This window comes from Serratia sp. K1WW1, assembly GCF_055790865.1.
Window position 1 is genome coordinate 1,726,470 of sequence record NZ_CM147697.1, and the last position, 24,870, is coordinate 1,751,339.

20 protein-coding genes and 6 tRNA genes are annotated in these 24,870 nt (G+C 53.8%); 11 read left to right on the top strand and 15 right to left on the bottom strand.

What is annotated here, in order from left to right; translation table 11 throughout:
* Window position 1 precedes the first annotated feature (1 nt).
* Window positions 2-1,075 carry a Fe(3+)-siderophore ABC transporter permease gene (fepD, locus tag ACX9GU_RS07865; RefSeq protein ID WP_473194391.1) on the bottom strand — a complete coding sequence of 358 codons (1,074 nt, stop codon included), beginning with the start codon at window positions 1,073-1,075 and terminating at the stop codon, window positions 2-4.
* Between the two features lie 160 nt (window positions 1,076-1,235).
* On the opposite strand from fepD, the gene entS reads away from it, so the two are divergent.
* Window positions 1,236-2,504, top strand: a complete 1,269-nt coding sequence (gene entS, locus ACX9GU_RS07870; protein WP_473194392.1) for an enterobactin transporter EntS — start codon at window positions 1,236-1,238, stop codon at window positions 2,502-2,504.
* Here entS and fepB read toward each other — a convergent pair.
* A complete protein-coding gene (gene fepB, locus ACX9GU_RS07875) occupies window positions 2,491-3,450 on the bottom strand; it encodes a Fe2+-enterobactin ABC transporter substrate-binding protein (RefSeq protein ID WP_261457364.1) in 960 nt (319 codons plus the stop codon). The two genes, entS and fepB, sit on opposite strands and share 14 nt — an antisense overlap.
* A gap of 194 nt (window positions 3,451-3,644) precedes the next feature.
* Between fepB and ACX9GU_RS07880 the strand changes: the two genes are divergently transcribed.
* The 4 genes from ACX9GU_RS07880 to dhbA are packed head-to-tail and all read left to right on the top strand — an operon-like array spanning window position 3,645 to window position 8,108.
* A complete protein-coding gene (locus tag ACX9GU_RS07880; protein ID WP_473194393.1) occupies window positions 3,645-4,853 on the top strand; it encodes an isochorismate synthase in 1,209 nt (402 codons plus the stop codon).
* Between the two features lie 10 nt (window positions 4,854-4,863).
* Complete coding sequence (locus tag ACX9GU_RS07885; RefSeq protein WP_473194394.1) at window positions 4,864-6,492, top strand: (2,3-dihydroxybenzoyl)adenylate synthase; 1,629 nt, start codon at window positions 4,864-4,866, stop codon at window positions 6,490-6,492.
* Window positions 6,493-6,495: 3 nt separating this feature from the next.
* A complete protein-coding gene (locus tag ACX9GU_RS07890; protein ID WP_473194395.1) occupies window positions 6,496-7,350 on the top strand; it encodes an isochorismatase family protein in 855 nt (284 codons plus the stop codon).
* Window positions 7,350-8,108 carry a 2,3-dihydro-2,3-dihydroxybenzoate dehydrogenase gene (gene dhbA / locus ACX9GU_RS07895; RefSeq protein ID WP_473194396.1) on the top strand — a complete coding sequence of 253 codons (759 nt, stop codon included), beginning with the start codon at window positions 7,350-7,352 and terminating at the stop codon, window positions 8,106-8,108. The genes ACX9GU_RS07890 and dhbA overlap by 1 nt, the downstream gene beginning before the upstream one ends.
* A gap of 428 nt (window positions 8,109-8,536) precedes the next feature.
* On the opposite strand, the gene ACX9GU_RS07900 is transcribed toward dhbA, so the two are convergent.
* From ACX9GU_RS07900 to ACX9GU_RS07915, 4 genes are all read right to left on the bottom strand, one after another.
* Window positions 8,537-8,612: transfer RNA gene (locus ACX9GU_RS07900), tRNA-Lys, on the bottom strand.
* A 32-nt stretch (window positions 8,613-8,644) separates the two neighbouring features.
* Window positions 8,645-8,720, bottom strand: a tRNA-Val gene (locus tag ACX9GU_RS07905).
* A gap of 38 nt (window positions 8,721-8,758) precedes the next feature.
* Window positions 8,759-8,834 (bottom strand) — tRNA-Val (locus ACX9GU_RS07910).
* Window positions 8,835-8,867: 33 nt separating this feature from the next.
* Window positions 8,868-8,943, bottom strand: a tRNA-Val gene (locus tag ACX9GU_RS07915).
* A gap of 283 nt (window positions 8,944-9,226) precedes the next feature.
* On the opposite strand from ACX9GU_RS07915, the gene gltX reads away from it, so the two are divergent.
* The 3 genes from gltX to ACX9GU_RS07930 all read left to right on the top strand — a co-directional run bounded on the left by gltX (window position 9,227) and on the right by ACX9GU_RS07930 (window position 11,076).
* Window positions 9,227-10,642: a glutamate--tRNA ligase gene (gene gltX, locus ACX9GU_RS07920; RefSeq protein ID WP_024485217.1), complete on the top strand. Its 1,416-nt coding sequence runs from the start codon at window positions 9,227-9,229 to the stop codon at window positions 10,640-10,642.
* A 220-nt stretch (window positions 10,643-10,862) separates the two neighbouring features.
* Window positions 10,863-10,938 (top strand) — tRNA-Ala (locus ACX9GU_RS07925).
* A gap of 62 nt (window positions 10,939-11,000) precedes the next feature.
* Window positions 11,001-11,076: transfer RNA gene (locus ACX9GU_RS07930), tRNA-Ala, on the top strand.
* Between the two features lie 53 nt (window positions 11,077-11,129).
* Here ACX9GU_RS07930 and ACX9GU_RS07935 read toward each other — a convergent pair.
* The 5 genes from ACX9GU_RS07935 to ACX9GU_RS07955 all read right to left on the bottom strand — a co-directional run bounded on the left by ACX9GU_RS07935 (window position 11,130) and on the right by ACX9GU_RS07955 (window position 17,384).
* Window positions 11,130-12,725: a UxaA family hydrolase gene (locus ACX9GU_RS07935; RefSeq protein ID WP_473194397.1), complete on the bottom strand. Its 1,596-nt coding sequence runs from the start codon at window positions 12,723-12,725 to the stop codon at window positions 11,130-11,132.
* A 50-nt stretch (window positions 12,726-12,775) separates the two neighbouring features.
* Complete coding sequence (locus ACX9GU_RS07940) at window positions 12,776-14,086, bottom strand: MFS transporter (RefSeq protein WP_473194398.1); 1,311 nt, start codon at window positions 14,084-14,086, stop codon at window positions 12,776-12,778.
* Window positions 14,087-14,104: 18 nt separating this feature from the next.
* Window positions 14,105-15,004, bottom strand: a complete 900-nt coding sequence (locus ACX9GU_RS07945) for a dihydrodipicolinate synthase family protein (protein ID WP_473194399.1) — start codon at window positions 15,002-15,004, stop codon at window positions 14,105-14,107.
* Between the two features lie 237 nt (window positions 15,005-15,241).
* A complete protein-coding gene (locus ACX9GU_RS07950) occupies window positions 15,242-16,009 on the bottom strand; it encodes an IclR family transcriptional regulator (protein ID WP_473194400.1) in 768 nt (255 codons plus the stop codon).
* 187 nt (window positions 16,010-16,196) lie between these two features.
* Entirely contained in the window at window positions 16,197-17,384 is a 1,188-nt protein-coding gene (locus ACX9GU_RS07955; RefSeq protein ID WP_024485216.1) for a NupC/NupG family nucleoside CNT transporter, read from the bottom strand.
* A gap of 378 nt (window positions 17,385-17,762) precedes the next feature.
* On the opposite strand from ACX9GU_RS07955, the gene ACX9GU_RS07960 reads away from it, so the two are divergent.
* Entirely contained in the window at window positions 17,763-19,001 is a 1,239-nt protein-coding gene (locus ACX9GU_RS07960) for an Nramp family divalent metal transporter (RefSeq protein ID WP_473194401.1), read from the top strand.
* Between the two features lie 347 nt (window positions 19,002-19,348).
* On the opposite strand, the gene ACX9GU_RS07965 is transcribed toward ACX9GU_RS07960, so the two are convergent.
* The 3 genes from ACX9GU_RS07965 to ACX9GU_RS07975 all read right to left on the bottom strand — a co-directional run bounded on the left by ACX9GU_RS07965 (window position 19,349) and on the right by ACX9GU_RS07975 (window position 22,239).
* Window positions 19,349-19,744: a DUF2502 domain-containing protein gene (locus ACX9GU_RS07965; protein ID WP_473194402.1), complete on the bottom strand. Its 396-nt coding sequence runs from the start codon at window positions 19,742-19,744 to the stop codon at window positions 19,349-19,351.
* Between the two features lie 459 nt (window positions 19,745-20,203).
* A complete protein-coding gene (gene mgrA / locus ACX9GU_RS07970) occupies window positions 20,204-21,193 on the bottom strand; it encodes an L-glyceraldehyde 3-phosphate reductase (RefSeq protein ID WP_473194403.1) in 990 nt (329 codons plus the stop codon).
* A gap of 155 nt (window positions 21,194-21,348) precedes the next feature.
* Window positions 21,349-22,239 (bottom strand): LysR family transcriptional regulator, encoded by an 891-nt coding sequence (locus tag ACX9GU_RS07975; protein ID WP_473194404.1) that lies wholly within the window; start codon window positions 22,237-22,239, stop codon window positions 21,349-21,351.
* 99 nt (window positions 22,240-22,338) lie between these two features.
* Here ACX9GU_RS07975 and ACX9GU_RS07980 point away from each other — a divergent pair, with 99 nt between their 5' ends.
* Both ACX9GU_RS07980 and ACX9GU_RS07985 read left to right on the top strand, forming a co-directional pair.
* Window positions 22,339-22,797: a multidrug/biocide efflux PACE transporter gene (locus ACX9GU_RS07980; protein WP_473194405.1), complete on the top strand. Its 459-nt coding sequence runs from the start codon at window positions 22,339-22,341 to the stop codon at window positions 22,795-22,797.
* Window positions 22,798-22,866: 69 nt separating this feature from the next.
* Window positions 22,867-23,559 (top strand): aspartate/glutamate racemase family protein, encoded by a 693-nt coding sequence (locus tag ACX9GU_RS07985; RefSeq protein ID WP_473194406.1) that lies wholly within the window; start codon window positions 22,867-22,869, stop codon window positions 23,557-23,559.
* Here the strand turns inward: ACX9GU_RS07985 and ACX9GU_RS07990 are convergent.
* Entirely contained in the window at window positions 23,556-24,803 is a 1,248-nt protein-coding gene (locus ACX9GU_RS07990; protein ID WP_473194407.1) for an ion channel protein, read from the bottom strand. The two genes, ACX9GU_RS07985 and ACX9GU_RS07990, sit on opposite strands and share 4 nt — an antisense overlap.
* Window positions 24,804-24,870 lie beyond the last annotated feature (67 nt).

Sequence of the window (24,870 nt, forward strand, 5' to 3'; positions counted from 1 at the left end):
CTTATCCTCCCCGCCGGAACATACGGCGCTGGCGCACCAACATAATCAACATCGGCGCGCCGATCAGGGAAAGTACGATGGAGACCCGCAGTTCCCCCGCGACCAGAAAGCGGCCCAGTAAATCAGCGCTCAGTAGCAGAATAGGCGTTAAAACCAGCGTCCAGGGCAGCATCCAGTTGAGTTCTGACCCCGCCAGCCGCCGGGCAATGTGGGGCATCATCAGCCCGACAAAGGCGATAGGGCCAACGGCGGCGGTAGCTCCGCCACACAGCAGCGTAATAGCTAACAGGCCAAGCAGTTGGGTGCGAATAATTCCGGTGCCGAGCGCCGCTGCAAGCTCACTCCCCATACTCAAGCTGTTCAACGCTTTGCTAAGCCACAGGGTGATTAACGTGCCCAGCAGGATTGGCAATGCGGCGCTGCGCACTACCGCCATATTCTGAATGTCCAGTGTGCCAGCCTGCCAAAAACGCAGCTGATCGAACACCAAAGGATTGAGCAGAGCGATGCCGGTGGTCATCCCTTCCAGCACGGCGGCCAGCGCCACCCCGGCCAAGGTCAGGCGCACTGGATTAACTCGGCTGCCGCCCATTGCGCCTACCAGCGCCACCAACAGCGAGGCAAACAGCGCACCGGCAAAGGCGAACCACAGATATTGGCTGACGTTGGTCGCACCGAAGAAGGTAATGCCCAACACCACGGCGAAACCGGCTCCGGAGTTAACCCCCAAGATACCAGGGTCTGCCAGCGGGTTGCGGGTGAGGGTTTGCATCAGCGCACCAGCCAGCCCAAGTGCGATGCCAGCCAACACGCCGATCAGCGTGCGTGGCAGGCGTGCTTCGGTAATGATGACGCAGTCTGCGCCACTGCATTGGCCATTCAGCGCGGCAACGACGTTACTGAAAGGAATGGATTTAGCCCCCAGCGACAGGCTGAGCATCATCACCAGCAGCAGCACGACAAAGGCGCACAGCAGGCCAAACAGGCGCAGCCAGAAGGAGCGGGATAACCCCATAAACAGAATGCCCCTGCGGTCAGGAAGCGGAGGAGAGCAATTAGGTGTAAGCCGGAACATGACAGCCCATTATTAACTGAATATCAATGATATCTATTATCATTATTGATTGTATTTATCTATGGTAGCATGGCAGCCTGATCAGCACTAGCGCTGAGCCTGTCGAATATCGTGTCGTTGTTTGTGGAAGATCAAGGATATAAGTTGTGGTGATAACAAAATGAATAAACCCTCTATTTTGCTCGATTTTAGCCTGCTTAGGACCAACCCCGCTTTTCGTGCCGTATTCTGCGCCCGTTTTATTTCGATCCTGGCATTGGGCCTGATGGCGATCGCCATTCCGGTGCAGATCCAGGCGCTAACTGGGTCAACTCTGTTGGTTGGGCTTGCGGTGACCCTGGCGGGCGGCGGAATGTTTGCCGGTTTGCTGATGGGCGGAGTGCTGGCCGATCGCTATGAACGCCGTCGGTTGATCTTGTTTGCGCGCTCAACCTGCGGTGTGGGCTTTCTGGGGTTGTGCCTCAATGCTGCGCTGCCTGCACCTTCGCTAACGGCGATTTATCTGCTAGCGGTATGGGACGGATTTTTTGGTGCGGTAGGCGTGACGGCGTTGCTGGCGGCGACACCGGCGATCGTTGGCCGTGAGAATATCGTGCAGGCCGGGGCCATCAGCATGCTGACCGTACGCTTTGGGTCGATCCTGTCTCCCGCTATCGGTGGGTTGGTGATCGCCGGGGCAGGTATCAGCTGGAACTATGCGCTGGCGGCCTTGGGGACGTTGATCACCTTGATCCCGCTATTAAAATTGCCTCAGTTGCCACCGCCGCCACAGCCTCGTGAACATCCATTGAGGGCGCTGATCGGCGGCTTCACCTTCCTGTTCCAGAACAAGGTGATTGGCATGGTAGCGCTGATTGGTGCGTTGATGACCATGGCCAGCGCGGTGCGAGTGTTATATCCGGCCATCTCCGGTATGTGGCAGGTCACCACCCAGAGCTTGGGGATCATGTATGCGGCTGTGCCATTAGGGGCGGCGATTGGCGCATTTACCAGTGGCCGAGTGGCTCAGGTGGCACGGCCGGGCTGGATGATGTTGATAACGGCAATAGCGGCTTTCGTGGCCGTGGGGTTGTTTGGCCTGATGCCTTGGTACGGCATGGCGCTGTTGTGCCTGGTGGTGTTTGGCTACCTCAGCGCGCTGAACTCGCTGCTGCAATATGGCTTGATACAGAACCTGACGCCGGACGCGTTTCTGGGCCGGATTAACGGCCTGTGGACCGCGCAGAACGTAGTAGGGGATGCGTTTGGTGCCTTGCTGCTCGGCGCGATGGGGGCATTTATGCTGCCAGCGATGAGCTCTACCAGCTTCGGTTTTGGTGCGGCGCTGCTGGCCGTGGTGCTGGCGTTTGCCATGCGCGGCCTGCGCAACGTGAGCATGGGCGGGCAGAGCGATAAACTCCAACCCGCCGCTGCGGCTACGGAGAAATAAACAGCTTTTCCAGACGCGTCAGCAAGTTGCTGGCGCTGTAATAATCCAGGCGGAAGGTGTCGTTCCCCAATGGGTAAACCCGCTTATTCTCCACCGCTGGCAGATGAGCCAGGAAACTGTTGCTCATCAGCCGCTGTGCATCACTTTCATCGTTGGCGAATAACAGCAGCGTTTGCCCATTCAAGCCTTCTGCCAGGTTTTCACCGCCGAGCTGCACGATGTCTTTACGCGCCCCTTGGCTGGTGCTGGCGTTGAGTTTGGGCGGCAAAGTGGCCAGGGTAAAGCCTAGCTGTTGCAGCAGTTGCCCTTGGGATGAGTCGGCAGTCCACAGGTTGGCATTTTTGCCATCGCTGCGAAACACCAGTGCCGTTATGGGCTGTGGTGGCAATGTCATCTGCTGTTTCAGCGTTTTCTCACGACGATCGAATTCGCTGACGATCTTCTCCGCTTGTGCTTCATGGCCGGTCGCTACGCCGAGGATGTTGGCCAGTTCCTGCCAGCTTTTATCGTCGTAGTTCACCACCAGCACCGGAGCGATGGCCGACAGTTGATCGTACAGGCGCACCGCAGAATCGGCCCCGGTAGCGGACATTACAATCAGGTCAGGTGCCTCACCGGCGATCGCCTCGGCGTTGGGTTCACCAATATATAACCGCTTCACTCCGCGTTTGGCCGCAATCTCTCCCCACTGGTGGAAAAAGCCCTGCCGATCCGACAGCCGGTTGTTTGGGCTGGTGGCTCCGCTGGCGATCACCGGTGCGTCTATCGCCAACAGCGTACCGGTGACCGTCACGCTGGTGGAAACGATGCGCTGTGGGGGTTGATTAAGGGTGATAACGCCGTGTGAGGTTTCGATACTGCGCGGCCAGGCTTGAGTCTCGGCTTGGGCAACGCTCAACGCCAGCAGGCCAAACAGCGCCAGGCTGAGCCGCAGGGGGATTGACATCGGTGAGATCCTTTTAATCCGAATGATTATCATTCATTGGTCAGAAACCACCAAGTTTACCCCTTAATGTGGGTTAGCAGAAGAGGTTACGTTTATTGACATGGTCAGTTCTGGCAGGTACTTTATCGCGGATGCAATACAAATGATAATCATTATTATATTGGTTATTGTTAATGAAACAAGAGGAAGTACCTATGGACGTAGCCGTTAAGGGCGCTGCGCAAAAGGACCTGCAACAGGGTGTAGATCTGGCACAGGCCGCCACAATATCCCCGACTTCAGGTTTCTTTTTTACCTCGCCTTTTCGCAGTCTGAGCACCCAGGGATGCTTTGCCCGCATCACCTTGCCAGCGGTGGATGGCGATGACCTGCAGGGCCAATTCCAGCAGGCGATACAGCAGGCATTTGCGCAGGCCCGCAAGGCAGGCATCAAGGATCCGCTGCTGTGCGGCGCAATCCCTTTCGATACTCGTCAACCCTCGTCACTGTTTATCCCGCAACAGACGCAATGGTTCGATCGTGAAGCCCTGCTGACCAGCTTAGCGCCTGCTGCTGGACCGATCCCTGAGATTGTCCGCCAAACCGAGTTGCCAGCGCAGCCGCAGTTTATGCAGATGGTTAGCGATGCCGTACAGGCAACTACCGGTGATCTATTGGATAAGGTAGTGCTCGCCCGCCTTTTGGACATTGAAACCAGCAAGCCGGTAGACCACGCAGCGCTGATGGCGCGCATCATTGCCCAGAATCCGCACGGCTTCCATTTCCACGTGCCGCTGGCAGAGGGGGCATTGGTGGGAGCCAGCCCGGAGCTGCTGCTGCGTAAATTTGGCGACCAGTTCCATTCCAACCCGCTGGCGGGTTCGGCTCGGCGCGAAAGTGATCCGCAGCGGGATCGGGCAGTCAGCGAACAACTGTTGGTTTCGGGTAAAGACCGCTATGAACACCAGATCGTGACCGAAGGCATGCGCCAGGTCTTGGCTGGGCGTTGCAGTCATTTGCATATTCCCGCAACCCCCGAACTGCTCAGTACCACCACGTTGTGGCATCTTTCGACGCCAATCGACGGTGAAGTGGCCGATCGGGCAGAGAATGCCCTGTCGCTGGCCTGCCTGTTGCACCCTACGCCAGCATTATGCGGTACCCCAACGCTGGCAGCTCGCGAGCTCATCGAACAGCTTGAGCCGTTTGACCGGCAGCTGTTTGGTGGCATCGTCGGCTGGTGTGACGCCGAGGGCAACGGAGAATGGGTCGTCACCATCCGTTGCGGCACCGTGAAGGGTAATCAGGTACGCCTGTTTGCCGGTGCGGGCATCGTGCAGGACTCTTCCCCGCAGTCCGAATGGTACGAAACTGGTACCAAGCTCAGCACCATTCTGCGTGCGTTTGGCCTTAATCAAGGATAGAGAGTCCCCCATGACTATTGCTTTTACCCCCTGGCCTGAAGAGTTCGCGCGCCGTTACCGCGAACGCGGCTATTGGATCGATCGACCGTTGACCGATATCTTGTCCCGTCAGGCAGATAACGACGCTATTGCCATGATCGACCCGCAACGCAGCTTAAGCTATCGCCAACTGGAACAGCTTTCCGATCGTCTAGCCGCCGCCCTGTTACGGCGCGGGCTACAATCCGGCGATACCGCGTTGGTTCAACTAGGCAACGTGGTTGAATTCTATGTGGTGTTCTTTGCCCTGTTGAAAATCGGCGTGGTGCCGGTGAATGCCCTGTTCAGCCATCAACGTAGCGAACTGAACGCCTATGCCAGTCAAATCAAGCCTGCGCTGCTGATTGCCGATCGCGAACATGCCCTGTTCGCGCAGGATCGGTTCCTGGATACATTCAGAGAACAGCATCCTTCGCTACGGGTGGTTGGGCTGCGTAATCAGGCCGATGGTGAACAGGCGTTGGCTGCTTGGCTGGAAGAGGAGCCAGGTGCTTTTGAACCGACGCCAACGGCCGCCGATCGGGTGGCGTTTTTCCAGCTTTCCGGTGGCAGCACCGGTACGCCGAAGCTGATCCCGCGCACCCATAACGATTATTACTACAGTATTCGCCGCAGCGTAGAGATTTGCCGCTTCGACAGCGCTACCCGCTATCTGTGTGCGCTGCCGGTGGCACACAACTACCCAATGAGCTCTCCGGGCGTGTTGGGGGTGTTCTACGGTGCCGGGCTGGTGGTATTTGCCAGCGATCCCGCGGCTGCCCAATGTTTCAAACTGATCGAACAGCATCAGATCACGGTCACCGCGCTGGTGCCGCCTGCGGTTACTTTGTGGCTACAGGCGATCGAAGAGTGGGGAAGTAATCAGCCGTTAGCCAGCCTGACGCTGCTGCAGGTTGGCGGAGCCAAATTGGGGGAAACCCTGGCGGCCCGCATACGCAATGAGATCGGCTGCCAGTTGCAGCAGGTGTTTGGCATGGCTGAAGGGCTGGTGAACTACACATTGCTGGATGACGACGACCAACACATTCTCACCACCCAAGGCACGCCAATGTGTCCGGACGACGAGCTGTGGGTGGCAGATGAACAAGGTAATCCGCTGCCGGTAGGGGAAACGGGCCGCTTGATGACGCGTGGCCCATACACTTTCCGCGGCTATTACCAAAGCCCTGAGCATAATGCCGAAGCCTTTGACGAGAACGGTTTCTACTGTTCCGGCGATCTGATCAGCCTGACGGCGGACGGTTATGTGCAGGTACAAGGGCGGCAGAAAGACCAAATCAACCGTGGTGGTGAAAAGATTGCTGCAGAAGAAATTGAAAACCTGCTGCTGCGCCACCCGGCGGTGATTAACGCCGCGCTGGTGTCGATGCCGGACGATCTGATGGGTGAAAAAAGCTGTGCCTTTGTCATCGCTCACGAGGCCGTTAAACCCGTGGTACTGCGCCGCCATCTGCGTGAGCAGGGCGTGGCCGAATTTAAATTGCCAGACCGCTTTATTCAGGTTGAGTCACTACCGTTAACCCCGGTCGGTAAAGTCGATAAAAAACTGCTGCGTGAACGCCTGGAAGCGCAACAACTGGCTCAGGCCAAAGGAGAATAAGTCATGGCGATCCCTAAACTAAACGATTATGCGTTGCCAGCGCCGAGCGATCTGCCGGTTAACAAGGTTAACTGGGCCTTCGAGCCACAGCGCGCAGCACTGCTGATCCACGACATGCAGCAATATTTTCTCAATTTCTGGGGTGAAGATAGCCCGCTGATCAAACAGGTGGTCGAGAACATCGCCGCTCTGCGCCGCTACTGCAAGCAGCAGGGTATCCCGGTGTTTTATACCGCGCAGCCTAACCAGCAAAGTGATGAAGACCGTGCCTTGTTGAATGATATGTGGGGGCCGGGGCTGAACAAGCACCCAGAGCAGCAGGCGGTGGTCAGCGAATTGGCACCGGATGCTGACGATACGGTGTTGGTGAAGTGGCGCTACAGCGCGTTCCACCGTTCGCCGCTGCAAGAGATCCTGCAAGAAAGTGGGCGCGATCAGCTGATTATCTGCGGTGTCTACGCGCATATCGGTTGTATGACCACTGCTATCGACGCCTTTATGCGTAACATCAAGCCGTTTATGGTGGCCGACGGCCTGGCGGACTTCTCCCGTGAGGAACACCTGATGGCCCTGCGTTACACCGCCGGGCGCTGTGGTCGGGTGGTGACTACCGCCGATCTGCTACCTGGTATTGCCAGCATCGATGCGTTGCGCCAGCAAATTATCCCGTTGCTCGATGAAGATAGCGAAGACATCGGCAATGATGAAAACCTGATCGATTACGGTCTGGACTCGGTGCGTATCATGGAGTTGGCAACCCGCTGGCGTAAAATTCGTGAAGATATCGATTTTATCGCGCTGGCCAAATCACCCACGATCGATAGCTGGTGGGCGTTGCTTTCCGAGAGGAGAACCTGATGGCTAGAGAACAGGAATTTAGCGGTAAACGTGTTTGGGTGACCGGTGCCGGGGCGGGGATTGGTTATCAAACCGCATTGGCATTTGCACAGAGTGGGGCCGAGGTTATCGGCTTCGATCTGCATTTTGGCGATCTGGACTATCCGTTCCGCACCGAGGTGCTGGATATCACCGATGCCGCTGCGGTAGATAGCGTTTGCCAGCGTTTATTGGCGGAGCATGAGCGGTTAGACGTGTTGGTCAATGGGGCTGGCGTTCTGCGCATGGGGCTGACCGATGAAACCAGCAATGCGGACTGGCTGGCCTGCATGGCGGTGAACGCCGGTGGTGCCTTTAACCTGTTCCGTCATACCTTGCCGGTGTTCCGCCGTCAGAAGCAGGGGGCCATCGTGAGCATTGCCTCTAACGCGGCCCATGTGCCACGTGTTGGCATGGCGGCCTACTGCGCCTCCAAGGCCGCTATGCGCAGCCTGTGCCAAACCGTGGGGTTGGAAATGGCGCCTTATGGCGTACGCAGTAACCTGGTTTCCCCCGGTTCGACCAATACCCCGATGCTGCGCGGGATGTGGCAGGACGAACACGGCGAAAGCAATATGATCAAGGGTTTCCCCGACCAGTTTAAGTTGGGCATCCCGTTGGGCAAGATTGCCCAACCGCAGGAAATTGCCGATGCGATCCTGTTCCTGGCGTCTGACCGGGCTAGCCATATTACGATGCAGGATATTGTGATCGATGGTGGGGCGACGTTGGCGGCTTGAGTTTGAGTTGAGCGGTTGATTTGAAGAAGGGGGCTGATTATTCGGCTCCCTTTTTTGTTTTTGGGGAGGTTAGTTTTGCAGGAAGACTGGCTGTTTGCGTCCGCCGATAGTCAGGTTGAAGGCGATATTGCTGGTGGCACGGACTGTTCCCTCTCCTTGGGGAGAGGGTTAGGGTGAGGGAGATATCACCGAGGCCTGAGGTGGCGGTTTTCAGGTAGGGGCAAAAGAGTTGGGGGCGAACATTAGGCACCTGTACGGTGGGTCGTGCAGGATGACCGGCCGCCGCCGTTGTCTCGCAAGCGAGACTCGAACCTGAACGCAGGTTCTCACCCACACGACCCTTCTTTGCGTATGTGGTGAGGGAGACGGCACTGTTGTGGGGAGCGCACATGCGAAAAAGGCGCCTAAAGGCGCCTTTTTCTAAATGGTGGTGGGTCGTGCAGGATTCGAACCTGCGACCAATTGATTAAAAGTCAACTGCTCTACCAACTGAGCTAACGACCCACGAATGTGGTGTACTGCTTTTGAAGCTGAAATGGTGGGTGATGACGGGCTCGAACCGCCGACCCCCTCCGTGTAAAGGAGATGCTCTACCAACTGAGCTAATCACCCACTTCAGGACTTCCAGATACTACCCAATGAGAGAATGATGGTGGGTGATGACGGGCTCGAACCGCCGACCCCCTCCGTGTAAAGGAGATGCTCTACCAACTGAGCTAATCACCCTCATTGTTCTCATTTCTTACTGCTTTAACAAGATGGTGGGTGATGACGGGCTCGAACCGCCGACCCCCTCCGTGTAAAGGAGATGCTCTACCAACTGAGCTAATCACCCCGTCTTGTTGGAGTCGCATTATAGGGATAGTTGAAAGTGAGTCAACGGTTTTTAAAATGATTTCAATCGTTCGCCGCAAATTTAGACAGGATGCGATATTTATCGCCGACCAGGACGATTCTTTGCACAGTATCATGCGTAGTGGGCCGCAAAGCGTAGCGGCCGATAGCGTGTCGGCGTTGAGGAATTAGCATGGAGTGGTAGAATGTCGCCCACTATTTTACATTCCGAGCAATCGTCGGCACTCCGCTGACACGCGTTGCGTAATAAGGCAGTGAACCCAATGAAAATCAAAACCCGTTTCGCCCCAAGCCCGACCGGCTATCTGCACGTCGGCGGCGCCCGTACTGCGCTCTATTCCTGGTTGTTCAGCCGCCATTTCGGTGGTGAGTTTGTATTGCGTATCGAAGATACCGATCTCGAACGTTCAACCCAGGAGGCTATCGACGCAATTATGGATGGCATGAACTGGTTGAACCTGGATTGGGATGAGGGCCCGTACTTCCAGACCAAGCGTTTCGATCGCTACAACGCGGTGATTGATGAAATGCTGCAACAGGGAACGGCCTATAAGTGCTATTGCTCGAAAGAACGCCTGGAAGCGCTGCGCGAGAAGCAAATGGAAAACGGCGAGAAGCCACGCTATGACGGCCATTGCCGCGATAGCCAGTGCAGCCACACTGCCGATGAGCCACACGTTGTACGTTTCCGTAACCCACAGGAAGGTTCGGTCATCTTCGACGATAAAATCCGTGGCCCGATCGAATTCAGCAACCAGGAGCTGGACGATCTGATCATTCGCCGTACCGACGGTGCGCCAACCTATAACTTCTGCGTCGTGATCGATGACTGGGATATGGAAATCACCCACGTGATCCGTGGTGAAGACCATATCAACAACACGCCGCGCCAGATCAACATCCTGAAAGCGCTGGGGGCACCGGTGCCGGAATATGCGCACGTGTCGATGATCCTGGGTGATGACGGTAAAAAACTGTCTAAGCGCCACGGTGCCGTTGGCGTGATGCAATACCGTGATGACGGCTACCTGCCGCAGGCGTTGTTGAACTATCTGGTGCGTTTGGGTTGGTCCCATGGCGATCAGGAAATCTTCTCTATTGATGAGATGAAAGAGTTCTTCACCCTGGATGCGATCAACAAATCCGCCAGCGCCTTCAACACCGAAAAGCTGCAGTGGTTGAACCATCACTACATTAACCATATGCCAGCGGAAGAAGTGGCGGTCTATCTGGCATGGCATGTTGAGCAGCAGGGGATTGAAACCCGCAACGGTCCAGAACTGAAAGATCTGGTCAAGCTGCTGGGCGAGCGTTGCAAAACGCTCAAGGAGATGGCTGAGTCTTGCCATTACTTCTACCAGGACTTCAGCGAGTTTGACGCCGATGCGGCGAAGAAACACCTGCGTCCGGTCGCGCGCCAGCCGCTGGAGGCAGTACGAGCCAAACTGGCCGCTATTACCAACTGGACGCCAGAGAACGTGCACGACGCCATTCAGGGCACTGCAGACGAACTGGGCGTGGGTATGGGCAAAGTAGGGATGCCATTGCGCGTTGCGGTCACTGGCGCTGGCCAGTCACCGGGCATGGACGTTACCGTACATGCTATCGGCCAGGCACGCTCCCTCAAGCGTATTGATCAGGCATTGGCTTATATTGCCGAGCGTGAAGCGCAAGCCTGACCGTTAGTTGCCAGCTAAACCGACAGAGCCCTGCGAAGCGATTCGCGGGGCTTTTTTCTTGCCGGTTTGTTTTGTGGCCAAAGCGGCGGTTTTTTAGCATTAAACGCGCTGATTTGGCGGCTTTTTCAGCGCTTGATCGAGGAATTCAATTTAGCCGTTGACAGGGTTTCTGGGGTTTCATATCATGCGCCCCGTTCACAGGATTTCGTGATTGTGGATTGGGGCTATAGCTCAGCTGGGAGAGCGCTTGCATGGCATGCAAGAGGTCGACGGTTCGATCCCGTCTAGCTCCACCAACCTTTTATCTCAGAAAGGTTGGGGAATACCGTAACGCACGGTTAACGCGTACCACTTTTGTGGGGCTATAGCTCAGCTGGGAGAGCGCTTGCATGGCATGCAAGAGGTCGACGGTTCGATCCCGTCTAGCTCCACCACCATTTGAAAAGCCGACCCTTGGGTCGGCTTTTTGCTGTTCACAGAAGCTCGGCTAGAGATCCAGTGATCGTTTCCACAACATAAAATCATACTGTTCCAACCGCTCGGCCTTCACCTTGTAGGTGCCGCTGGCGGCTTCGATAACCTTGGTAAAAAGGCCATCGGCAATCGAAGACAATGACTGACCTTCAATAACGCCGCCACAGTCATAATCAATGATGTCAGGCATCCTTGCTGCAATCGCTGAATTGGTCGAGATTTTTAATACTGGCACAATCGGGTTACCGGTAGGCGTTCCTAGCCCAGTGGAGAAAATCACGACGTTACATCCTGCGGCTACGAGCCCGGTAACCGCATCGACATCGTTCCCGGGAGTACAGACCAGTGAAAGCCCAGCATCCGGCATGGGCTCTGCATAATCACATACCGCACTGATCGGTGCCCGGCCTCCTTTCTTGGCCGCTCCCGCAGATTTAATCGCATCCGTGATCAAGCCATCGGCAATATTGCCAGGGCTGGGGTTATCCGCAATCGACGTATCAAAGAAGTTGGCTACGGCCTCGTAGCGTTGCATCAATGAAAGAAATTTCTCTTTCAGCGGCAGACTGACGCAGCGTCTGACAATATCGCCTTCTGCACCGCATAATTCCGGGAATTCTGCCAACCCTGAAGCTCCACCGAGGGCAATCAACCGGTCGGATACCACTCCCATGGCCGGGTTGGCGCTTATCCCTGAGAAACCGTCAGAGGCCCCACATTTAACACCGATCTTCAGGCTGGAGAGCGGCACATCCACCCGTTCCACTATTGGCGCATCCCGGATGAGATGGTAGGTAGAGGTTAACGCATCCTGCATCATTTTCTCTTCGCTGCTCCATTCCTGCTGCTTGAAGTAGATAGTGGGTTTGTTGAACGCCGGATTGCGTTGCTTAAGTGCCTGCTGAAAATCGACAATCCGTGCCTTTTCACAGCCTAATGCAAACACGGTCACCCCCATTACATTAGGGTGGTCTGCATAGGCAGCCAATACCTCGCACATGGTCATACTGTCTGAGGTGGCACCGCCACAACCAGAGGTCACGGTAATACACCTGACTCCGTCCAAATGGGGGAATGGACGCGAAACCTCCGGAGAATGAGCGCTACCAGAAGCAATCTGATGGGCAAAGTTCTTCAGGTTATTATTGCTGTAGCCTAATGCTTCATTCATTGCATCAGTGACTTTTTGAACGTTGCGGTTTTCACAAAATACCAGCGGTATCACCAACCAATAATTCGCCGTACCGACCCGACCATCGTCACGCACGATGCCGCGAAATGTGAGGTTCTGCCAAGCTGAAATATCTGGGTTTTCGAAATGGTATGTCGTTTCATCCTCCAGAGTGACCGGTGCTGCATAATGGCTGATATTGTCGGTAGTAACAGCTTCCCCTTTTGCAATTGGCTTAGTAGCTTTGCCGACCGGGACGCCATACAGGGAAACGATGTCACCTACGGCAACGTCTTGAGTTGCAAATTTATGCTTGGCTTTAACATCGCTGTTTAAAATATATTCTTGATGATCCCAAGTTACCCGCTGGTCTTTTTTTAAATCCTTCAGGGCAACAATAAGATTATCTGTAGGGTCAATTTTCAAGATGGTCTGCATTCGATTATCCTTCGTTATTTGGTAACCGTTTATGGGTAATTAATCAGAGGTTAATGATGTTGCAGTGCAACCGAGTCAATGTTTTTTCTTTTTGCCAGACCGGCGATCAATAACGCACAACACACCGTGATTAACGACAATGCCAACAGCCCAGCGGTATCGCTGTTAAACCATTTATCCACTTCGACGCGGATCAAGGGTGCCAGGAAGCTGCAGAAGGCCCCCATAGTGGTACAGAAACCGATACAGGCAGCCAATGCTGAGCCCGATACGATCTGCGGCGGGAAGGTCCAGAAAATGGGTTGTACCGAGAGGAAACCAATGGCTGAAAGAGATAATGCGGCTATCGCCAGGACCGGCCCCGCATAGGCGGACACCGCTAAACCAATGGCTGCAGCCACCATACAACTGACTGAAATACTGACCCGTCGGGTAGGCATTTTGTCTGAAAGGCGCGGAATATAATAAACACCTACGGCTGAACAGGCCCAGGGAATGGCCGCAACCAACGACTCTTTAAACCCTAAGGTAGACCCCATCAGCGTAGCCACTTGTGAAGGCAAGAAGAACATCAGGCCGTAGACACTGATTTGGATCGTGCCGTAGATCAGTGCCAGATGCCACACTTTGATGCTTTTAAGCGCCGTGCTTACGTTGCTGGTTTCGGTTTGCTGTTGCTCCAGAGTCAATTGATCCATGAGGGCTTTCTTTTCACTGGCGGTGAGAAAGCGTGCTTTTGCCGGTGAGTCATCCAGATAAAACCAGGCAAAGATCCCCATGAATACTGCCGGTAGCCCTTCAATAAAGAACATCCAGAACCAACCCGGTTTTCCCAGGAAACCGTGCATTTCCAACAGGGCACCAGAGAGAGGGGAACCTAGCGTCAGGGCTAGAGGAACGCCAAGCACAAAAATACCTACAACCGAAGCTCTCACCTTATTAGGGAAGTAAATAGAAGCCAGTAATAAGATGCCAGGATAGAAACCCGCTTCCCCCAGACCCAATAAAAAACGCAAAACGATAAACTGTGTTTCAGTTTGAACCAGGCCAGTCAGCGCAGAAAGCACGCCCCAGAATGCAGTCGTGATACTTAACCATTTTTGCGCCCCAATCTTATTCAGGATCAGGTTGGCGGGAATACCAAACAGGGCATAGGCCGCAAAGAATATGCCAGCCCCGAGAGCAAATGCGGAGTTTGACAGGCCGATATCCACCTGCATCGCCTCCTTGGCAAACCCCACGTTTACCCGATCAAGAAATGCAATAAAATACAGAATAAACATTAATGGAACTAAGCGTTTCCAGGATTTTTTTATCGCAGAGTTCAGTTCAGGATTATCATAAGCAGCAAGCGTATTCATAAATCCTCCGTAATAGGATTAACGTTGTAGGCTAATATTGGCTCGGGACAGGATTTTCAAAACTTCTTCCGTCTGTTTGTCTTGCAGTCCATTGAATGGGCGAGTGCAATATACCGAGTCAATAACGCCACGGAGTTGCAGCGTTTTCTTGAAGGTCGCAATGAAGGGGTCGTTGACGTTATAAATATCCATCAAGCCATCGACTTTTCTTTGATACATGGCCACCGATTCGAGGTCGTCGTGCTCAAATGCGGCCATCCAGACTTGGAAAACCTCCGGGCAGATATTGGAAAGTCCGCCAATACACCCGTTACCCCCTGATAACACATTGTGGGCAAAGTTATTATCATAGCCAGCATAGACTTCAAAATGAGGGATCTCTGCCTTGACTTTATTGATAACCTGAGCGGTGTGTGCGGTATCTGGGATCGTATCCTTAAGGCCCACAATATTGGGATAACGGTCGGCCAATCTTAGGCAAACCTCAGGAGTTACCGAGTATCCGGTACGATCGGGGAAATTATAAATGAATATCTTAGCCGTTGTCTGACGGGCTATCTCACTGTAAAAGGCGTAAATACTTTCATCAGAAAGCCGGAAGTAATAGGGGCTGATGATCATTACGCCGTCCAGGCCACACTCCTCGGCGTAATTGGCAAGCTCTACGGATTCAGCAATATCCATTCTGCTCGCTCCGGCGTAAGCTTTCATGCTGCCACGATCAAACTCCGATGCTAACTGAATGAGCTGTTTAGAGAGCTTCATGTTCAACGAGAAAAATTCGCCGGTGCTGCCCATCACAACAAACCCAGATACATAACCTTTGATGTAATCGTACAGACGTAGGTTCTGCTCAGGATCAAGCCGTCCACGATCGTCAAACACCGTAACTACAGGGGTAAGGTAACTGCTTTTCATATGCCTCCCATTTGTTCGTATACACAAACATCGTTCTGATTAACGAATTAGACATAGAAAAGCATGTGACTAAAGAGAAGTCAATTATTCAGGGTGTGTTGTTTTTGCATTAAATATCAATGAGATAAGTTTTTTTTAAGCGAAAATACGGCGATTTTATGGCTGTTTAAATGCTTATATTGTGTGCAGCATCACAAGTTTCATGACGCTTTTGATGAGGAGATTGCTCGGGATAACTCAGAAGTTGCTTATCTCAGGTAATTTGTCCAAGGTATTTTCTATTTTTTTCCGTGCCAGGAGTAGGGACGCTAAAACCTGCTCATTCTTTTCCTGAGTGGCTCTAAAGTAAGGCAGCGAAACGCTGATAGCCGCCAATATTCGCCCTTTTTGCAACAGCGGTACGGCAAAACACACCGTATCTTCGTTAATTTCTCTGTCGTCCATAGCATAGCCTTTGGCAACGACTTCATTGAGCTGCTCACGTAATTTCTGCGAGCTCTGCACGCTGCGTGAAGTTACAGGGGTAAATCCATTCGGATAAAGCGCCATAATCTCTTCATCCGTGCATTGGGATAGCATTGCCTTCCCTAGCGCGGAAAAAATGGCTGGCAGCCTGGTACCTATTTTAGAGACCAGTTGAACGGTCTGCTCACCCTGGATTTTATCGATGTAAAGCACATGGGCCCCATCCAGCACCCCCATCTGGCAAACCTCATTGCATTCAATCACTACGTTGCGCATTTCTGCGTTGATCATCCTGAGCCAATACTCTTTTTCGAAGGTGGCGCTGGCCAAGACTGCGCAGGAAATACCCAGCGTATATAACCCAGTTTTTTCGTTATGATTGATATACTTGCGCGATAGGAGAGATTTTAGGATTGGGAATATCGTCCCTTTGGAAATACCGGTTTTAGTCGCTAACGCGGAGAGAGTCATTCCCTCTTCGTTCGCCAGAGTTTCCAGTATCAGCAAGACGCGCTCGGTAGGTTTATGCAATGTATCCATTTTTATCTCAGGAAGTTATCAGGATCATCAACAGCAATCGGGCAAGACCCATTACACAGCATATATCAATGAAATTCCAGTATTTTTATATGAGCCACACGCGTCAAGGCGGAGAATATTCCCATAAAAAACGCCCGATAAACTTCATCGGGCGTCTTAAGACTGGAACTTGTCGATTCTAAAGCTGTTAGCCCAGAACCAAGCCTGTGATGGCCGCTGACAGCAGGCTAACCAGGGTAGAGCCGTAAACCAGCTTAAGGCCGAAACGTGAAACCACGTTGCCCTGATGCTCGTTCAACCCTTTAATCGCACCGGCTACGATACCGATAGAAGAGAAGTTGGCGAAGGACACCAGGAACACGGACAGAATACCCATGCTGCGTGGGGACAGCTCAGCACCGATTTTCTGCAGTTCCATCATGGCAACGAATTCGTTGGAAACCAGCTTGGTCGCCATGATGCTGCCAACCTGCAACGCTTCGTGCTTAGGCACGCCAAGGATCCAGGCAAATGGATAGAAGAAGTAGCCCAGGATTTCCTGGAAGCTCAGGCCGAAGATGGCGCTGAACAGGCCGTTAAGCGCGGCAATCAGGGCGATAAAGCCAATCAGCATCGCGGCAACGATAATCGCCACCTTGAAGCCTGCCAGAATGTATTCACCCAGCATTTCAAAGAAGCTTTGGCCTTCGTGCAGATTGCCGAGGTGCAGCTCTTCTTCTTTACTGGTGTCATAAGGGTTGACCAGTGACAGGACGATAAAGGTGCTGAACATGTTCAGTACCAGCGCCGCCACTACATACTTGGCATCCAGCATGGTCATGTATGCGCCAACGATGGACATGGAAACTGTCGACATCGCGGTAGCGGCCATGGTGTACATGCGTTTTTCGGACATCTTGCCCAGCACATCTTTGTAGGCAATGAAGTTCTCAGACTGGCCCAGGATCAACGAACTGACGGCGTTGAAGGATTCCAGTTTACCCATACCGTTCACTTTAGACAGCACGGTCCCGATGATGCGGATGATAAACGGCAGCACTTTGATGTATTGCAGAATACCGATCAGGGCAGAGATGAACACGATTGGGCACAGCACCTTCAGGAAGAAGAAGGCCAGGCCTTTATCACCCATCCCGCCGAACACAAAATCAGTCCCTTGCCCCGCAAACCCGAGCAACTTGTCGAACATTGCTGCAAAGCCTTTTACAAAGCCTAAACCTGCTTCCGAGTTCAGGAAGAAATAGGCCAGTAACACTTCTATAACCAACAACTGAATAACATAGCGGATGCGGATGTTTTTACGATCGCGGCATACTAACAGGGCCAGGATCGCAACCACCACTAACGCTAACGCAAAGTGCGCAATATGGGACATGTTTGCTCCAAATTTGAGGCAGGCTGAATTTCGGTTGTCATTTTATGTAACGCCAAGTTTAAAAACGAGACATTCATTGCAAATATGGAAAATCATAGTGGAGATAGTCCTAATCTATGACGGCAAAGCACCAAAGATCAAGATGTTAATAAATATGCGTGTTCGTGGCATTTTTGTGCTACTTTTATTATCAAGCGTGATCCGCTCTGAACCTTGTGATCTAGAGTAGATGGAAACGCCAGGATTTCAGGCGATCTGTTCGATAAAACCTTCGTTTTTGGCTATCGCAGAGATAACCATTATCGCTGCAAATGCACTTGATAATCATTATCACTTGGGTAAAGATGAAGGTGAGCTAAATTAGTAAGGGTTTTCGCTATGCTGAACAGTCGCGCGGTTAACAATACGTCCTCCAGCCGCCCGTCCAGAAAGATCAAACTTTCTCTGATGGGGCCTGCCTTTATCGCCGCCATCGGCTATATCGACCCCGGTAATTTTGCCACTAATATTCAAGCTGGCGCTTCTTTTGGTTATACGCTGCTGTGGGTGGTGGTCTGGGCCAACGTCATGGCGATGCTGATCCAACTGCTGTCTGCCAAACTCGGTATTGCTACCGGTAAAAACCTTGCTGAACATATCCGCGATCGCTTCCCGCGCCCGGCCGTATGGGCCTATTGGGTGCAGGCGGAGATTATCGCGATGGCCACCGACTTGGCCGAGTTTATCGGTGCCGCGATCGGTTTCAAACTGCTGCTGGGGGTAACGCTGTTACAGGGGGCAGTCCTCACCGGCATTGCCACCTTCCTGATCCTGATGCTGCAAAAACGCGGGCAAAAGCCACTGGAACTGGTGATTGGCGGCCTGCTGCTGTTTGTGGCAATGGCCTATATCGTGGAGCTGGTGTTTTCTCAGCCGCAGCTGAGCGGGTTGCTCAGAGGGATGGCGATCCCGGATTTACCGAATGGTGACGCGGTGTTTCTTGCTGCGGGGGTGTTAGGGGCAACCATCATGCCGCATGTGATTTATTTGCACTCCTCGCTGACGCAGACCGCAGGTGAAGACTCTAAAGCCGAACGTTATTCGGCCACCAAGCTGGACGTGGCGATCGCCATGACTATTGCCGGTTTTGTTAACCTGGCGATGATGGCCACCGCCGCTGCCGCATTCCATTTCAACGGCCACAGCGGCATTACCGATCTCGACCAAGCCTACCTGACCTTGCAGCCGCTGCTCGGCAATGCGGCGGCCACCATTTTTGGCCTGAGCCTGGTTGCAGCAGGTCTCTCTTCTACCGTGGTAGGCACCTTGGCGGGGCAGGTGGTGATGCAGGGCTTTGTCCGCTTCTATATCCCTATCTGGGTACGGCGCGTGGTCACCATGATGCCATCGTTTATTGTCATCATGATGGGGATGGATGCGACGCGTATTCTGGTTTTGAGCCAGGTGCTGCTGAGCTTTGGTATCGCCCTGGCGTTGGTGCCGCTGCTGGCGTTTACCGGCAACCGTGAACTGATGGGGGATATGGTCAACGGTCGTCTGATCCAGAATCTCGGTAAACTGATTGTGTTGGTGGTGGTTGGGCTCAACGGTTATCTGCTGATCAGTAGCCTGTTTTAATTGCGTTACCCCTCACCCTAGCCCTCTCCCACAGGGAGAGGGGACTGAATGTGCTACAACTTAATAATGGCATTGATCCTCAGCAACTGGCCTATTACAGATTGATTACGTTGCGTAATATCTCGCTTTTCTTGTTCTTACTCCTTACTTCCCGAAGCAGCACAGACTAATTCACGACGCCGGACAGCTCCCTCTCCCTGTGGGAGTGTATAGACCGGAGGCATGTTGAACACTTAGCATCCTTTACCCAGCCTTTCTTCTTCTTGCATCACTTTCCGAAGCAGTACGAGCTAATCAAAAGCTCCAGACAGCTCCCTCTCCCTGTGGGAGAGGGTTGGGGTGAGGGGTCAATCATCATGATCGTGATGATGATGTTTGTGATGATGCTTGTTCTTATGATACTGTTTTTTATACTTTTTGTAGTAGTATTTATCGGCCTTGCGGTAGCGGCCATCATGGTAGTAGTAATTTTTGTGCCAGTAATCGCGGTCACGCCAGCGATAGCCATCCCAATAGTAGCCACGGCGGCTGCGCTCCCCTAAATCACGCCCCTGATGGCCATGCCACCAATCGCGATCGCGCCAATCGTAACCGTCCCAGTAATTGCCGCGTTTGTCCTGGTCACCAATCTGCAGCGAGACCCCCGGCAGCAAATCAATATTGACGCTGCTGGCATGGGCGATGTGGGCGATGGGCATGAAAAGCGCCGCCAGAATGGCTGCGGTAAACAGAGGTTTAAACATTTAGGCTCCCTTGGCCGGGTATCGATAATGAAGCACGTTCATCGGTATATACCCATCGTCTTTCAAGCTGCAGCGTTGTTACCTGCACAGCTACTCGGTCCATCCCTGGACCTCACCCCTTCGGGGCCACTGTGCACAGCATTCAAATCTGTTCCCGACAGATTTGTCTCACCCCAGTCACTTACAATAGTAAGCTCCTGGGGATGAGTAAGCTTGCCGCCTAGCTGCAACTTGAAATCCAAAGGGTATAGGTTTTGGCCATGCAAACGGTTGTTATCCCTCGTTCTTAAACGCTATGCGTAAAATCCATGAGGTATTTATCCAAGGGATGCTATCTCCGTGGAGCGACCGCGCCTTTGGGGAAATTCTGAAAGCCATGGGGAATACCGGGGATTGGGAGTTATCTGAGGTGAGTGGTGAAAAAAAACCGCCGATAACCCACCGGCGGCTTGTAAGCGATTACATCAGGATCTGCTCAATCTTGGCGATCTCTTCTGCGCTGAACTTACGATTGGCCAACATGCCGACCGCATCTTCAATCTGGCTGACTTTGCTAGCGCCGATCAAAACGGAAGTGACGCGATCGTTACGCAACACCCAGGCCAGCGCCATCTGTGAAAGCTTTTGGCCACGCTGTTCTGCCAGCGCATTCAGCTGGCGAACCTTTTGCAGTTTCGCTTCGGTAATCTGCTCGGGAGTGAGCGAGCGGCTGCCGCTGGCTGCACGGGAATCAGGCGGAATGCCTTGCAGATAGCGATCAGTCAGCATGCCTCCAGCCAGCGGTGAGAAGGCGATAGACCCCACACCATGCTCTTCCAGCGTATCCAGCAACTCGGGTTCGACCCAGCGTTCAAACATCGAGTACTTTGGCTGGTGGATCACGCAAGGCGTACCAAGCTGCTGCAAAATGGCAAATGCCTGCCGCGCCCGTTCGGCCGGGTAATTCGATAATCCGACATACAGCGCTTTCCCTTGGCGGACGATCAAATCCAGCGCCGCCATGGTTTCTTCCAGCGGCGTATCTGGGTCAGGGCGGTGATGGTAGAAGATATCCACATAATCAAGCCGCATGCGTTGCAGGCTCTGATTCAGGCTGGCGACTAGGTATTTCTTCGATCCCCAGTCACCGTAGGGGCCAGGCCACATGGTGTAGCCCGCCTTGGAAGAGATAATCAGCTCATCGCGATAAGGCTGGAGATCCTGATGCAGAATACGGCCGAAATTCTCTTCGGCAGAGCCTGGCGGTGGCCCGTAGTTATTGGCCAGATCGAAGTGGGTAATGCCAAGATCGAAGGCTCGATGCACCAGACTACGGGCATTGTCATACAGCGTGCTATCACCAAAGTTGTGCCACATACCGAGTGAAACGGCTGGCAGTTGCAGCCCGCTGCGGCCACAGCGGCGATATTCCATATTCTGGTAGCGGTTAGGTTCAGCTTGATAAACCATAGAGATCCTCATCGACGGCGGGAAATGATATTCAGTGTATGCGTTTCCACCAAGGTTGTCAGAGTGCCAGATCACGCTAATGGGTCTCTCACTTATTCATACTGCCAATGACTTATCGCCTCTGTTTAGGGTTGGTCGGCCAAACATGGATATATTCAATCGCGTAATGCGGCGGCTTGATCGGTGGCATTTTCCAGCAGGCGATCCAATAACCACAGCCCCGCTGGCCCCGGCGGGGTGAGTTTGGACCATACGGCGTCGACCGAGATGGTTTGCGGCCAGCCGCGCATTTTCAGCTCTGTCAGACGTTGCCGCCCGTACTGTTTGACCAGCCAGTGCGGCAGTATCGCCCAACCCGCCCCTTGTTCCGCCATCTCCAACAGCATCAGATAGCTAGGCGCCGACCAGGTTCGCCCGCGCGGTTTGGTTGCGTTGTTGCTGGTATAGGTGTTGAGGTAAAGTTGGCGGCTGCTGGCAAGGTGGGCTTGTGTCAGGGCCGGGAGACGGGTCAGCGGATGGTCATGAGCGACAAACAGCCCCATTTCAGTCTGTTCTGGCAGCCTGGAGACGGCGATCTCGGGGGGATAGGTGGGTTGTACCGCCAGCATCCCCAAGTGAGCGCGGCCGGTCTGTAGCAGATCCAGCACATCCTCCCCTTCGGCGATCATACATTCCAGCTCGATATCCTGATAACGTCGCTCGAAATGTTTCAGCAGGTTGTCGTGATGGTTGGGCTGATAGGTATCGGAAAATACGATGGTCAGCCGTGGTTCGATATTGTCCCCCAAGCGGATGCTCAGCGCATCGAGTCGCTCGCTGGCTGCGAGAATTTCCTGCACGTGGCCCAGCACCTTGCGGCCAGCCTCCGTCAATACCGGCTGGCGCGCCTGGCGATCGAACAGCGTCAGCCCAAGATCCGCCTCCAGATTGGCAATGGCGGTGCTGATGGTGGATTGGCTTTTGCGCAGCCTGCGTGCGGCAGCAGAAAACGAGCCTAACGCGGCGGCCTCAACAAAGGCCAGTAGGGCTTCTGGGGAATAGCGCATGATGTATCTACTTTATCGATGGAACCTATTTTTAATCTACGCAAAAAACCGATGATAATCACCTGACATTTTCAATAATGGTCACAAAACAGGTGAAGTATGCAATTGCAAAACAAGTCGTTGGTTGAACGTATCGTTCACGCCGTGGGGTTCGAAGCTATCGCCGTGATGATCTGTGCCCCTTTGGGTTCATGGTTGCTTAATCGCTCGATGGCGCAGGTTGGGGCACTGGCGATCATGTTATCTACTGTCGCCATGCTGTGGAACATCGCCTATAACTCAATCTTTGATCGGCTGTGGCCGGTGAGCCGAGTGGTCAGAACGCTGAAAGTGCGTATTGGCCACGCCTTTGGCTTTGAAGCCGGGTTTGTGCTGATTGGTCTACCGATAGCCGCCTTCATGCTCAATATTTCGTTGTGGCAGGCCTTTGTGTTGGAGATCGGTTTCTTCCTGTTCTTCCTGCCTTATACCATGGCGTATAACTGGGTCTACGATACCCTGCGCCAGCGTTGGTTTGAGCCGCGTCAGGCGAAGGTTAGCAACTCGCACAGCAAATAATTGCTTCGTCAGTCAGGTCGTTCTCGGGTAATGTCTGGTTGATAGTGAGTCACAGCCAAGGAGAACCGAATGAAAGTGTTGGGATTATTGGGCGGGATGAGTTGGGAATCCACCATCCCCTATTACCGAATGATCAACGAGCAGGTGAAACAGCGGCTTGGTGGCCTGCACTCAGCCAAAATCGTGCTCTACAGCGTGGATTTTCATGAAGTGGAACGCTTGCAACACCAAGGTGATTGGGAAGGCGCTGGTCGTTTGCTGGCAGGGGCCGCCGCTTCGCTGCGTGCTGCCGGTGCCGAGGCCATTGTGATTTGTACCAACACTATGCATAAGGTGGCGGATGCGGTGGAACAGGCGAGCGGCCTGCCACTGATCCATATTGCCGATGCCACGGCATTGCAGGTACGCCAGCAAAATATCCGCCGTATCGGCTTACTCGGCACGCGCTTTACCATGGAACAGGATTTTTACCGTGGGCGTTTGCAGGATAAATTTGCTATCGAAGTGGTTACGCCGGACGCTGCCGATCGCGATATCGTACACCGCATCATTTATGAAGAGCTGTGCCTGGGCAAAATCGTTGATGCTTCACGCGATGAATATCGCCGGATTATTGCCAAGTTGGAACAGCAGGGCGCCGAGGGGATCATTTTTGGCTGCACTGAAATCGGCCTGTTGGTCAGCGCACAAGATGCCGCAGTGCCGGTATTCGACACCACGGCCATTCATGCGCATGCCGCTGCCGAGTATGCTCTGGCCTAGTCTTCATGCGGAGGCTGGTATTTTACTACCAGCATCAACGGTTTGCCCGCCAGCACCAACCAGGCGGGCAACATTACAATGCACAGTATCGGTAACAGGTGCAGCTCTGGCACCACCGCCACGGCCATAAACAGGCTCAGCCAGCCGTCGCGAGTTACTACCAGCACCAACCCCATAATGGCACAGGAAACGGTGATTGCTGCCGGAACCGCCGGGACATGTTGATGCAACATCAATCCCAGTGCGACACCGATAAATACCGCCGGGAAAATACGCCCGCCGCGGAAGCCACTGGCGGCAGCTACCACCAGGGCGGCCAGCTTGGTCAGGGTGATCACCAGCAGTTGGCTGGTGGTAAAACTGCCGTCGACCACCAACAGTTTCATCTCATCCAACCCTTTGAATAGGGTGATATCTCCGCCAATGACCCCAAGGATACCCAGCAACAGACCGCCTAGCCCGAGCATCAATACCGGATTTTTCAGCGAATGGAACATGTGGTGCATGCGTGGGAAGCACCAGATCGCCACCATCCCCAGGGCAATAGCGATCAGCGCGACCACCGAGCCGCTGAAGATATCGCGTAGCCGGGTCACATCGTAAGCATCAAGCTCTAGGGCAAAGTTCGGGGTAAAGAACATCTGGGTAGTGACGGCCCCGGCGGCAGCGGCCATCAGCGGGGCAAACAGCCGATCCCACAGAGGGACTTCGTTATTTCCCCCCCGCGTTTGCGAGAAAATCAGGGCGGCGGCAACCGGAGTACCAAACATTGCGCCAATCGTGCCAGCGGCGGCGAGGATGATCCAATCCATCCTTGGCACCTTTGGCAATAACCTGGCCCCGAGTGCGACCACCAGGGCAACATTGATGGCGGTGATCGGGTTTTCCGGCCCCAAACTGACGCCACCTGCCAGGCCCACCATCAAGGCTAACGCCAACCCCGGCACCGCGGCCAGCGGCAAAGGCATGCCGATCAGTGATTCGGTAGCCGGATCTGGCCCGGCATGGCCCGGTACGAAACGTATGATCAACCCAACGGCTATACCGGTCAGCGTGAGGATCCCGATGGTCCACCAGGGGGAATGGCTATCGATATTGAGCAGCTCCGGCAGGCGAGTCCATAGCAAATTCTGCAGCACGTTGGCACTTTCCATCAGCAAGATGAGGATCAGGCTGGAGGCGGAACCGATAACGATCGCGGGCAGGGCGAAGGCCAACATAGCATTGGCGCGCGGATGCAGCATGCGGGATCCCTTGTTGTCACGTCCCTGATTGGCAGGGAAAACAGAGAGTAAAGCCAGCAGAATCGCC